Raw genomic sequence first — 11750 nt, forward strand, 5'->3', positions numbered from 1 at the left:
CCCTCGAACCTCCATGATTGACCCCGCGGCAAAGGTCTTGAAATGCCCCTACCGATCCGGCCGACCACTCGACCGTAAGACAACCTCTGTCCTGCATCCGATTTACAAACAGCCCGTATGTTTGTCAATTCAATGAAAGAGGCTCCGGCGTTAGTCTTGGGTGCTGTTGCCTAAATGCAACTGGTCTCCCGGGCCACAACCCGGGCGGGGCCGATGCCGGCAATCGCCCGAAATGTGCGGCCAGCTCTGCCGCCGACAGGCACGCTGCGCCATTCGGCAGGCCGGTCTGCGGCAAAGCGCTGCCTGCCGATTTCAGCAATGCTTGGAAACAAAACTCAATAAATCGGTACACACAGAAATATCGAATCTCCCTAGATTCCCGCCGGCGCGCCATCGAAAAGGGGACAAATCGCGAATGCATGAGAACCGCCAGATATTCATCGCTACCCCCTGTTTCGGCGGTCTCGTTACCAAGGATTATATGCAATCCATCTTTTCCCTGATGCAGACGGGCGCGCAGGCCGGCATTCAACTGACGCTCGCCCTGCTCGGCAACGATGCCTTGATCACGCGCAGCCGCAACACCCTCGTATCGTCCTTTCTGAACGACACCGCGGCCACCCACATGCTGTTCATCGACGCCGACATCAGCTTCGAACCGGATCAGGTGATGCGGTTGCTCGACGCCGACAAGGATGTCGTCGCGGCGATGTATCCGATCAAGGATTACGATTGGAACACTGCCGCTCGCACCAATTCGCAGGACGGCTCGTCGCTTGCCTCAGCAGCGCTCCATTATGTCGGCACGCCTCTGATTGGCCAGAGTGCGGAACGGGACGGCGATTTTGTCAGCGCCGTCTATGCCGGAACCGGCATGCTTCTCATCAAGCGTGCGGTCATCGAGGCGATGACGGAGGCCTATCCGGGACTGCGCTATAACGCCATCCATGCCTATCCGAGCACGAAGCCATCGCCGGGCACGCAATACGCGCTGTTTGAATGCATGATCGAGGAAGAGACGGGCCTCTATCTCAGCGAGGATTTCGCCTTCTGCCGTCGCTGGCGCGCGCTTGGCGGCAAGATCTGGCTCGATACCGCCAGCAAGCTCTCGCACACAGGCCCTCATCGTTTCGTCGGCGACACCGCGCCGCGTTATTGAGGCGGCACAAGGCCGCCCCTTCGGAAAATCTCGCGGAGATTGTATTTTCGACGCATGGCGGCTGCGATTCCTCCGGCCAACCGTGCCGCTTGCGGCGGGGTTGACAGGAACCAACGCGACGGCATAGCCTTTTCACATTCACCAGGGGGGGTCCCGGCAAGGGGCTGAGATACTGCTGGACAATATGGCTTTGCCTGTTGTGGCGCAGTGACCCGTTGAACCTGATCCAGTTCATACTGGCGTAGGGACGGTGCAAGCGCTCGAAGGCTTCGGATTCCCGCGTGGATTCCATGCCGGCGTCTTTTCATCATTCCGGCTGATGACTGGGTCTCCAACCGCCACTTGGAGCCTCAAACCATGACCATTGCCGCAAAGACCCTCACCCCCACCGTCACCACAGGGCCGCTGCCCGCGTCGCGGAAGATCCATGTCACGGGCGATATCCATGCCGATGTCCGCGTGCCGATGCGGGAGATCAGCGTCCACCCGACATCGGGCGAACCGCCCGTCATCGTCTACGATTCCTCCGGGCCCTATACGATCGAGGGCGCGGAAATCCGTATCGAGCAGGGCCTGCCGCAACTCCGTCGCAACTGGGTGCTCGCCCGCGGCGATGTCGACGCTTATGAAGGCCGGCATGTGCGCCCGGAAGACAATGGCTTTGTCACCGGCGAGCGACTGACCCCGGAATTTCCGGGCAGACGCCAGCCGTTGCGGGCCAGGGACGGCAAGGCCGTCACCCAGATCGCCTATGCACGCGCCGGCATCGTCACCCCGGAAATGGAATTCATCGCCATCCGTGAAAATCTCGGCCGCAAGGCGCAGGCCGAAGCCATGGCGCGCGACGGCGAAAGCTTCGGCGCCCGTATTCCGGACCATGTGACCCCGGAATTCGTCCGCCAGGAGGTCGCGGCCGGCCGCGCGATCATTCCGGCCAACATCAACCACCCGGAAAGCGAACCGATGATCATCGGCCGGAATTTCCTGGTGAAGATCAACGCCAATATCGGCAATTCCGCTGTCACCTCGTCCATGGCGGAGGAAGTCGAGAAAATGGTCTGGGCGGCGCGCTGGGGTGCCGATACCGTCATGGATCTCTCGACCGGCCGCAACATCCACAATATCCGCGAATGGATCATCCGCAATTCGCCGCTGCCGATCGGCACGGTGCCGCTCTATCAGGCTTTGGAGAAGGTCGGCGGCATCGCCGAGGAACTGACCTGGGAGATCTATCGCGACACGCTGATCGAGCAGGCCGAACAGGGCGTCGACTATTTCACCATCCATGCCGGCGTGCGGCTGCACTACATTCCGCTCACCGTCAACCGCGTCACCGGCATCGTCTCGCGCGGCGGCTCGATCATGGCGAAATGGTGTCTCCATCACCACTGCGAGAGCTTCCTCTATGAACATTTCGAGGACATCTGCGATATCTGCCGCGCCTATGACGTCTCCTTTTCGCTTGGCGACGGCCTGCGCCCCGGCTCGATTGCCGATGCCAACGACGCCGCGCAGTTCGCCGAGCTGGAGACGCTGGGCGAACTGACGAAGATCGCCTGGGCGAAAGACTGCCAGGTGATGATCGAAGGCCCCGGCCATGTTCCGATGCACAAGATCAAGGAAAACATGGACAAGCAGCTGACCCTCTGCGGCGCGGCGCCTTTCTACACGCTCGGGCCGCTGACCACGGATATCGCGCCGGGCTACGATCATATCACCTCGGGAATCGGTGCTGCGATGATCGGCTGGTTCGGCACGGCGATGCTCTGCTACGTCACCCCGAAAGAACATCTCGGCCTGCCCGACCGCAACGACGTCAAGACGGGCGTCATCACCTACAAGATCGCCGCCCATGCGGCCGATCTTGCCAAGGGCCATCCGGCCGCACGCGTCCGCGACGATGCATTGTCGCGCGCCCGCTTCGAATTCCGCTGGGAAGACCAGTTCAACCTGTCGCTCGATCCCGACACCGCACGCAGCTTCCATGACGAAACCTTGCCGAAGGAAGCCCATAAAGTCGCGCATTTCTGCTCGATGTGCGGCCCGAAATTCTGCTCCATGCGGATATCGCACGACATCCGCGCCGAGGCGCAGAAGGAGGGGCTGGAAGCGATGGCGGCGAGGTATCGGGAGGGGGGCGACCTTTATATGCCGGTCGATGCCAACGCACAGCCGGCCGAGTAAGATGCGCATCCTCGTCAAAGGGGCCGGCGTCGCCGGCCTCACCGTCGCTCACGAACTGTACGTGCGCGGTGCCGAAGTCACGGTCTTTGAGACCAGCCGCAATTTCAGCCGCGCCGCCTCCTGGCTCGCCGGCGGAATGCTGGCCCCATGGTGCGAACGGGAAAGTGCCGATGCGGCCGTGCTTGAACGGGGTCGCGACGCGGCCGATCGATGGGAAGCGATCCTGCCGGGCAGGATCGTCCGCAATGGAACGCTTGTCCTCGCGCCGAACCGCGATCGACAGGAGCTAAGACGGTTCGCGGACCGCACGACGGGCTATCGCTGGGTGGACGAGCACGAAATCGCCACCCTTGAACCGTCCCTCGCCGGCCGTTTCCGGCACGGCCTGTTCTTTCCGCAGGAAGCGCACCTCAATCCGCGCGAGATCCTGCATTCATTGAGAGACGATCTTTCGGCAAAGGGCGTCATCTTTGCCGACGGAATAGCCGACGACGGCGAATTTGCCGATATCGTCGACTGCACGGGGGCGGCTCGTATCGGCCAAAGTCGGGAGTTGCGGGGTGTTCGGGGCGAAATGCTCTATCTGCAGACGCAGGAGATCGCGCTTTCACGGCCAGTCCGCCTGCTGCATCCGCGCTTTCCCGTCTATATCGTGCCGCGCGGCGACGGCCTGTTCATGGTCGGCGCGACCATGATCGAAACCGAGTTCGGCGGGGCCATTACCGCCCGCTCGCTGATGGAGCTGCTGAACGCGGCCTATGCGCTGCATCCGGCCTTTGCCGACGCCGCCGTCGTCGAAACCGGCGCCGGCGTCCGCCCCGCCTTTCCGGACAACCTTCCCCGCGTCACGCAGGAAGGCAAAACCATCCTTATCAACGGCCTTTATCGCCACGGCTTCCTGCTGGCGCCGGCGATGGCCGCCGAAGCGGCAAGCCTCATCTTTTCCAGATACGACAGCGACAGGAACCGCCCATGCGCCTGATCATCAACGGCGAAACACAGATCGTCGAGGCAGCAACGCTTTCGCAGCTTCTAGTTGCCCTGGACTATGAGGGCGAGTGGCTGGCAACCGCCGTCAACGGCGAACTCATCCATCGTGAAGAGCGCGATGACCACCCCCTTGCCGACAATGACCGGATAGAAATCCTCACGCCAATGCAAGGAGGCTGACCCATGCTTGAGCTCTACGGAATAAAAATCGCATCGCATCTTCTTCTCGGTACGGCCCGCTACCCTTCACCGGCCGTGCTGGCGCAGGCCGTCCAGCGCTCGGGCACCGAGATCGTCACCATATCCCTGCGCCGGGAAACGGCGGGCGGACGCAACGGCGGCGCATTCTTCGACATGATTCGCGGCCTGGGCGTCCGCGTTCTTCCCAACACCGCCGGCTGCCATGGAGTTTCCGAAGCAATCCTGACCGCGAAAATGGCGCGCGAGGTGTTTCGAACCAACTGGATCAAGCTTGAGGTGATCGGCCATCACGACACGCTTCAGCCCGATGTCTTCGCTCTGGTGGAGACGGCCAGGATTCTCACGGATGACGGTTTCGAGGTCTTTCCCTATACGACGACCGATCTCGTCGTCGCCGAGCGTCTGCTGGACGCCGGATGCAAGGTGCTGATGCCCTGGTGCGCGCCGATCGGCACGGCGGCGGGGCCGCTCGACCCCTCGGCTCTTCGTTCCATGAGAGCGCATTTTCCGCAAGTGCCGCTCATCGTGGACGCCGGTATCGGCAGGCCCTCGCATGCAGCCGCCGTCATGGAGTTCGGCTTCGATGCCGTGCTTCTCAACACGGCCGTCGCCGGCGCCGGCGATCCGGCGGCCATGGCGGAAGCCTTCGCCAAGGCGATCGAGGCCGGCAGGCAGGCTTTTGGCGCGGGCATGCTGGAGCCGCGCGATATGGCGGTGCCGTCCACTCCGCTCATCGGAAAGGCGGTTTTCTCGTGACGCTCGACCCTTTCTATCTCATCGTCGATAGCGCGGCCTGGATCAGGAGACTGGTGCCGCTCGGCGTCAAACTGGTGCAGTTGCGCATCAAGGACCGTACGCTTGAGGAGATTCGCGCGGAGATTCGCGAATCGAAGGCAGTCTGTGCCGCCTACTCGTGCCAATTGATCGTCAACGACCATTGGCGGCTTGCCATCGAGGAAGGTTGCGACTTCATCCACCTCGGGCAGGAAGATCTGGCCGCCGCCGATCTCGGCGCCGTTCGCGCGGCCGGATTGAAACTGGGGCTCTCGACCCACGACGAAACGGAATTGGCAAAAGCACTTGCAGCTGAGCCCGATTACATAGCCCTCGGGCCGATCTATCCAACCACCTTCAAGGCCATGGCCTGGGCGCCTCAGGGTCTGGACCGCATCGCCCAATGGAAAACGCATATCGGCGACATGCCGCTTGTTGCGATCGGCGGACTGACGGTCGAACGCCTCGCGGGCGTATTCGCACATGGAGCCGATTGCGGCGCCGTCGTAACCGACATCACACGCAACAGTGATCCGGAATCGCGGACGCTCGAATGGATAAAAGCGACACGGCCACGGCTCAAAAGCTGAAGAATTGTGGGGACATCGCCGCATCCCGCGTGTTTTTCGGGCCGTGTGCCCGATGAACGGCGCATTCATAAAATATTCAGGCGAACATAATCATGCTTAAGACGTTGATTAAATGACTCGCGCATTCGCTGAGTTTGAAGACTGCTTTGGAGGTAGTCATGATAAAGAAGACGGTTTTTACGGTTTTGCTGGCCGCTACGGTCGTAGGCGGCGCATTGGCGCCTGTCAGCTTCGCGCAAGCGCAGCAATATGACGGCCGGCCGCCCTATCGCGGCGACTGGCGTGGCCATGACGACTGGCGTCGCCATCACCATCACGGCAATGGCGGCGCAATTGCCGGCGGTGTCGCTGCCGGTCTGATCGGCGGCCTTATCGGCGGCGCCATCGCCAATGGCGGCCCGGTTTACGCAGCGCCGCCCCCGCCGCCGCCGAGATGCTGGTTCGAGAACCGCGCGGTTCAAAACCAGTATGACGATGGCTGGCACTACGAGCGCATCCGCGTTTGTAATTAGGACGGCCAACACGTTCGCCATCAGGCGAACCGTGCACATGACAGATTATATGGAGATTGCCGGCGGCCGAAACCGCCGGCAAACTTTTTTCGAAAGTGTCGGGCTATCCGATTATGGGGCGTGCGTTCGCGAATAGGCGTTCGGTGCGGGAAACACTCTGCCGGCAAGGCTTTCGGCCCGCGGACGCCAGATTTCCACCTTCAGCGGATAGCAAGCCGCCGTATCGCTCGAATGCTCGCTGCCGCAATCCCCACCGGGACAGGCCGAAAGGGCGCCGAGCAGATCGATCTCTGCGAAGAATTCGATGAAATCGCCCGGCCGCACCGGGCTTGCCTTCATGAAATACTGATGCGTATCGCGCGTGAAGCCGGTGCACATGAACACGTTCAAGACGTCATGGACATGAAACTCCGCTTCCTGAACGGGAATATTCATCTCCCTGGCAAGGGCGCGCGACAGGTTGGAATGGCAGCAATGATGATAGTCGTCATCTTTCAGCAGCCGGTTCGTGTAGGGGTCGCAGCGCGTGCCGATGACATCGTGGACGCCGGCTCCATCCGCATCCCAGCCGTACCAGCCGAGCGTATCATGGGTAATCGTCGCCATCGGCCGCAGATATGGCAAGGTGCTCCACAGCCGGTCTCCGACTCCGACATGGGTGGCGTGCAGCGCCCGCGTCTTGCCGCTGAAAAAGCGCTCCGATAGATCGGCTGCGTTCCACAAATTGAGATCGCCCACCTGCGATCCCTCTACGCTGACGATACGGAAGAAATGCCCCTTCGGCACCCGGAAACTGCCGCCTTCGCGCGGCGGCACGATGACCTCCGCAACCTTGGCCATGCCCTCCCGGGCGGCATGCAGCACATCCATATCGGCCGGCGTCAGCGTTCCGTTGGGATAAACCACGACCGGCGGCTTGCGACGCCGCTCCTCTGCATCGGCGGGGGCGGGCATGTCAAAAAGACTGTTCATGATAACGTTCAGATCCTCACCGATTCAAACCGGGCTGTTCGATTCGCCAGCACTGTAAGGATATGGAGCCGGCGGGCAACAGCGATTGTCCTTGCTCTTTGGCTAAGTCCTGCTTAGCCTCGCGCGAATGCCACAAGTCCCGCTCGCTTCCCTGCGCCCCTTCGAGGCGGCCACCCGCCATGAGAGCTTCGTCAAGGCCGCGGCCGAGCTCAATATGACGCCAACCGCCATCAGCCAGCATGTGCGAGCCGTGGAAAACTGGCTGGGTGTGGCGCTGTTCATCCGCCATGCCCGCGGCGTCACGGCGACAACGGCCGGCCGCGACTTCGCGGCGGCGGTTGCAAACGGTCTTGGGCATATCGAAATCGCCGCTCAGCAGTTAAGGCTGGACAGCATTGAACATCCCGTCAGCGTGGCATGCATCGCTTCCGTTGCCACCCGCTGGCTGATACCGCGCCTGCCTGCCTTCCGGAAAAAGCATCCCGGTATCCGCATCAACATCGTCTATGCGCTCGACGCGCCCACGCCGAAGGGCGCAGGCGTCGATCTTATGATCCGCCATGGGCCGCGACCGGCTGCGGACGCCGTCGCACTTTTGGCCGCCGAGACGCGGCCGACCTGCTCGGCGGAGTACAAACGCCGTCATGGCCCGCTGCAAAATCCCGCCGATCTCGCCGATGCCGATCTTCTGCACGACGAAACGACCTCCTCCTGGGCGCGCTGGTTTGCCCTCGCGGGTCTTCACCGGTCGCCGGATTCAGGACCGGTCTTTGCCGATTTCAGCCTGATGATCGCATCTGTCATCGGCGGCCAGGGCGTCGGTCTCTGCCCGACAGCCCTGATTGCCGACGAATTGGCCAACGGTACCTTGGTCACGCTGTTCGATACGCCGCTGGATACGGACAAGTTCTATTGGCTGCTCCAGGCCGGCCGCCTGTCCGGCGAAGCGCAGATATTTCGCGACTGGCTGGTTTCCGCCGGCGGCTAGGCCGTAGAGAACTCGGGTCTCGGGAACGGCTGCGAGCTTCCTCAGAGATTTTCCGCAGTAACCGTCAGAAACCGCACCGGCTCCGGATCGATGTCGGTATCGATCAAGCCCAGCCGCTTCAGCGTCATGTCGATAGCACGGCGGGCCTGAATTTCCGGCGCCTGGTCAAGGACGATCGTCATCAAACCTTGCTTCAGATAGCCGCGCGTGGCGTCCGACAATTCGTGACCGACCCAGAAGACAGACGGCATGCGATGGCGGCGCAGAACCGTTGCGATCGCCGCGTTGTCGCCACCTGCGCTATAAAGACCGGCGATGTCGGAATATCTCGCAAATGCGCTCGTCAGAAGCTCCATCGTCTTCATCTCGTCGTCTTCATCGAACATGACTTCGGCGAAGCGGTGCGACGGGTTGGCGTGCGCCAGCAGATGATCGGAAAAGCCGCGAATGCGCGCCTTGTGGTTCTCGTAGGCGCCGCTGTGACAGAGTGCGACAAAGGTTCCGGAGACGCCTGCCTGCATGCGCGTCATGTAGAAGGCGGCGGTGCGCCCGGCTGCCTCGTTGTCGATGCCGACATAGGCCAGCTCCGGAGCCGGCCGCGTCATGATCTGTACGACGGGTATGCCGCCGCCCGCGGCCCTGCGGACGCTGCCGACCACATCCGGGTGATCGGGTGCGACCACGATCAGCGCGGAGCGCCGCGCCTGAGGATTTGCGATATGCCGCGAGAAATCGGCGGGATCGTCTTCCCGCACGAAGGTCCGCTGGATCAAAATATCCTTGTCGAGCAGGGCCGCGATGCGCTCGAAGGCGCGATTGAGCCTCGAGTAGAAATAGGTCTCCGGCCGGAGCAGCACGATCTCGATACGCACCAGCCCATGCCGGGTGCCCGCGCGCGGCGCGCGATAACCGAGCCGCCTGGCTGCGATGAATATCTTTTCCGCGGTTTCCGGCAAAACATTGCCACGCCCGTTCAACGCGCGCTCCACCGTCGCGGCGCCGACGCCAGCCGCCGCAGCCACATCCTTCAACGTAATCTTGGCCACACTCCCCTCGCCCCTTAATCCCGTGATCAGATCTGATCATAGAATCGTGTCCGGCGAAAGGAGCATCAAGTGTCAGCCGAAGCGGGCAACGAGAAAGTCGATGGCACTGCGCAACATGGCGGTCGGGCGCCGATCGGGCGCGTAGACGAGATGCATCGGCGTCGGCTTGTAGGACCAATGCGGCAGCACCGGCTCCAGCCGGCCGGCATCGAGATCGGCCGCCAGAAGCAGCTCCGGCTGCAGTACGATACCGGCTCCATGCAAGGCGGCAACACGCAGCGCGCCACCCTGGTTCGCGGTGAACCTGCCCTTTATAGCGACCTCGCGCGTTTCGCTCTCCGGGCCGACGAGATGCCAGCGCCCCTGCAGACGCCAGTAGGAATGGCCGAGACACATGTGATCGACCAGATCTTCCGGGGCCTGCGGCCTGCCGCAGCGATCGAGATAATCCGGCGAGGCCGCGAGAACGCGTCGATAGGGCTTTAGCGGACGCGCCACGAGACTGGTGTCCGTCAGGGCGCCGATATGGATGCCGAGTTCATAACCGTCGCCGATCAGATCGTGCGGATTGTTGTCGAGCGCGAGATCGACGCTGACGTCGAGGTTGCGGTGCAGATATTCGACAAGCGCAGGCACCAGACTTTGCGTCCCGAAGCTGACGGGCGCGACGAGCCGCAGGCGGCCGCGCGGAGCCGATTGCAGTTCGGAGGCCGATTGCTCGGCGAGTTCCACCTCCGCCAGCACGGTCCTGCAGCGTTCGTAATACAGCCTGCCGACCTCCGTCAGCTGGTGACGGCGCGTGGTGCGGTGAAGCAGGCGGGCGCCGAGCCGCTGCTCGATCGTCCTGATATGTTTGGCGACCATAGCCGGCGATACCTGGCTGATGTCGGCGGCAGCGGCAAAGCTGCCGTGCTCGACCACCCTGACGAACATCGCCATACCGGCCAGCTTGTCCATGATTGCCTACCTATAGGTTTTGAATGAAGAAAATCAGAGCGTATTTATCACCCGCCGGTTCTGCAAGATAGTGCATGGCGCCTGACGTCAGGCAACAATCCATCAAGGAGTCACCATGCCCATCCTGCACTTGGAAATGCATCCCGGCCGCACACAGGACCAGAAGCGCGCCTTCGTCCGCGAAGCGACAAAGGCCGCCGTGGAAACACTCGCCTGCCCGCCGGAGTCTGTGGAAATCATCATCACCGAAATCTCGAAGGAGTCCTGGGCGACGGCGGGCAAACTGAAATCGGATAGCTGAGGCAACCCGGTTCAAGACGTCGGCCTGACGGCCATGATCCGGCCGTCAGGCCTCGCTCGGCGTCAGGCTCTGGCGCCCCCAGGCTTCGGCCCAATTCATCAGACGCACCATTTCCTGCTTGAGAGCGTGGGAGCGAATAATATCGGCGGCATGATCCAGGTTCGTGCGCGGATCATAGAATGCGGCGATTTCTTCCCCGTTGCTGCGTCTCGCCGTCTCCAGGCGGGACTTCACTTCCTCTACTTCCGCCTTCACCGCAAAGTACCGCTTCATGACCTCGATAAGATCGTGGTCGCTGGCATTGGTCTCCATGCGCACTCCATCCTGCTCATTTTAGCGTTTCGCAATGAACCGATTCGGTGGCGAAATCTAGACGGCGCGATCAGGCAAGACGACTGTCCGGTACTTCAAGCGAGGTGATGGGCCTTTCCACGATGCATCGAAACTACGACCAGCTTTCCTTCACGGACTGCATTACGACATTGGTCGAAGTGCTTGCCACGAAAGGCAAACTGGAAATCTTTTCGCCCAGAACGATACGATAGCGGCGGATATCCGACGTCCGCACCTTCAGCAGATAATCGAAGCGGCCGGCGATCATGTGGCACTCCTCGATCTCCTTGATCTTCTTGACGGCGTTGTTGAAACTGCGCAAAGCTTCCTCACGCGTATCGGTCAGCTTCACCTCCGCAAAGGCGACGTGATCGAGACCGAGCTTGACCGGATTGAGCACCGCCTTGAAGCCATCGATATAGCCGGAATCGATCAATTTCTTCAGACGTGCCTGGCATGGTGTCTTGGAAAGACCGACCCGCTCGGAAAGCTCCGTGATCGACATGCGCCCGTCTTCGACCAATGCCTCGAGGATCTTCTGGTCGAACTGGTCGATTTCACTGGATTTGATCATTTTTTCAGGAATTCCTATATGAAATACGGATTATTGAAGTTCAATATGACTGAAAAGCCGTAATTTCAAGCCGGAACGCCTTTCTGAAATGAGGTATGTTCGCGTCGAAGCAATGGGAGGGCCGCGTGAGGCGATATCGCTGACGCCCACGAAGCCATCGGGACCCCTT

14 protein-coding genes and 1 riboswitch are annotated in these 11750 nt (G+C 61.5%); of the genes, 9 read left to right on the forward strand and 5 right to left on the reverse strand.

The genetic code is table 11. The features are described from left to right. Nucleotides 1-415: 415 nt before the first annotated feature. The 7 genes from ACJJVH_RS24235 (at nucleotide 416) to ACJJVH_RS24265 (ending at nucleotide 6410) form a co-directional block, all read left to right on the forward strand. A complete protein-coding gene (locus ACJJVH_RS24235) occupies nucleotides 416-1159 on the forward strand; it encodes a hypothetical protein (protein ID WP_112798214.1) in 744 nt (247 codons plus the stop codon). 134 nt (nucleotides 1160-1293) lie between these two features. Further along, a riboswitch (TPP riboswitch) is annotated at nucleotides 1294-1424 on the forward strand. Between the two features lie 92 nt (nucleotides 1425-1516). Next, entirely contained in the window at nucleotides 1517-3343 is a 1827-nt protein-coding gene (gene thiC / locus ACJJVH_RS24240) for a phosphomethylpyrimidine synthase ThiC (RefSeq protein ID WP_412065372.1), read from the forward strand. Between the two features lies 1 nt (nucleotide 3344). Next, nucleotides 3345-4325: a glycine oxidase ThiO gene (gene thiO, locus ACJJVH_RS24245; protein WP_412065373.1), complete on the forward strand. Its 981-nt coding sequence runs from the start codon at nucleotides 3345-3347 to the stop codon at nucleotides 4323-4325. Beyond that, nucleotides 4316-4513, forward strand: a complete 198-nt coding sequence (gene thiS, locus ACJJVH_RS24250; protein ID WP_112798220.1) for a sulfur carrier protein ThiS — start codon at nucleotides 4316-4318, stop codon at nucleotides 4511-4513. Before thiO ends, thiS begins: the two co-directional genes overlap by 10 nt. Nucleotides 4514-4516: 3 nt before the next feature. Next, entirely contained in the window at nucleotides 4517-5290 is a 774-nt protein-coding gene (locus ACJJVH_RS24255; RefSeq protein ID WP_412065374.1) for a thiazole synthase, read from the forward strand. Next, the gene (locus ACJJVH_RS24260) at nucleotides 5287-5898 is read left to right on the forward strand and encodes a thiamine phosphate synthase (protein ID WP_412065375.1); all 612 of its coding nucleotides are present in this window, start codon (nucleotides 5287-5289) and stop codon (nucleotides 5896-5898) included. The genes ACJJVH_RS24255 and ACJJVH_RS24260 overlap by 4 nt, the downstream gene beginning before the upstream one ends. A 158-nt stretch (nucleotides 5899-6056) precedes the next feature. Continuing rightward, entirely contained in the window at nucleotides 6057-6410 is a 354-nt protein-coding gene (locus ACJJVH_RS24265; RefSeq protein ID WP_112798226.1) for a hypothetical protein, read from the forward strand. Nucleotides 6411-6521: 111 nt separating this feature from the next. Here the strand turns inward: ACJJVH_RS24265 and ACJJVH_RS24270 are convergent, their stop codons facing one another. Continuing rightward, the gene (locus ACJJVH_RS24270; protein WP_113357629.1) at nucleotides 6522-7382 is read right to left on the reverse strand and encodes a DUF1989 domain-containing protein; all 861 of its coding nucleotides are present in this window, start codon (nucleotides 7380-7382) and stop codon (nucleotides 6522-6524) included. Between the two features lie 127 nt (nucleotides 7383-7509). Here ACJJVH_RS24270 and ACJJVH_RS24275 point away from each other — a divergent pair, with 127 nt between their 5' ends. Beyond that, the gene (locus ACJJVH_RS24275) at nucleotides 7510-8370 is read left to right on the forward strand and encodes a LysR substrate-binding domain-containing protein (protein ID WP_412065376.1); all 861 of its coding nucleotides are present in this window, start codon (nucleotides 7510-7512) and stop codon (nucleotides 8368-8370) included. 41 nt (nucleotides 8371-8411) lie between these two features. On the opposite strand, the gene ACJJVH_RS24280 is transcribed toward ACJJVH_RS24275, so the two are convergent. Next, entirely contained in the window at nucleotides 8412-9416 is a 1005-nt protein-coding gene (locus ACJJVH_RS24280; RefSeq protein ID WP_412065377.1) for a LacI family DNA-binding transcriptional regulator, read from the reverse strand. A 72-nt stretch (nucleotides 9417-9488) separates the two neighbouring features. Then, entirely contained in the window at nucleotides 9489-10373 is an 885-nt protein-coding gene (locus ACJJVH_RS24285) for a LysR substrate-binding domain-containing protein (RefSeq protein ID WP_412065378.1), read from the reverse strand. A gap of 115 nt (nucleotides 10374-10488) precedes the next feature. Here ACJJVH_RS24285 and ACJJVH_RS24290 point away from each other — a divergent pair, with 115 nt between their 5' ends. Next, on the forward strand, nucleotides 10489-10674 hold the full coding sequence (locus ACJJVH_RS24290) for a 4-oxalocrotonate tautomerase (RefSeq protein ID WP_112798237.1): 186 nt from the start codon (nucleotides 10489-10491) through the stop codon (nucleotides 10672-10674). A gap of 45 nt (nucleotides 10675-10719) precedes the next feature. Here the strand turns inward: ACJJVH_RS24290 and ACJJVH_RS24295 are convergent, their stop codons facing one another. Beyond that, the gene (locus ACJJVH_RS24295) at nucleotides 10720-10986 is read right to left on the reverse strand and encodes a hypothetical protein (RefSeq protein WP_113400100.1); all 267 of its coding nucleotides are present in this window, start codon (nucleotides 10984-10986) and stop codon (nucleotides 10720-10722) included. A gap of 133 nt (nucleotides 10987-11119) precedes the next feature. After that, complete coding sequence (locus ACJJVH_RS24300) at nucleotides 11120-11581, reverse strand: Lrp/AsnC family transcriptional regulator (RefSeq protein ID WP_412065379.1); 462 nt, start codon at nucleotides 11579-11581, stop codon at nucleotides 11120-11122. Nucleotides 11582-11750: the final 169 nt, after the last annotated feature.

This window comes from Rhizobium sp. SYY.PMSO, assembly GCF_046840415.1.
Lineage (GTDB): Bacteria > Pseudomonadota > Alphaproteobacteria > Rhizobiales > Rhizobiaceae > Rhizobium.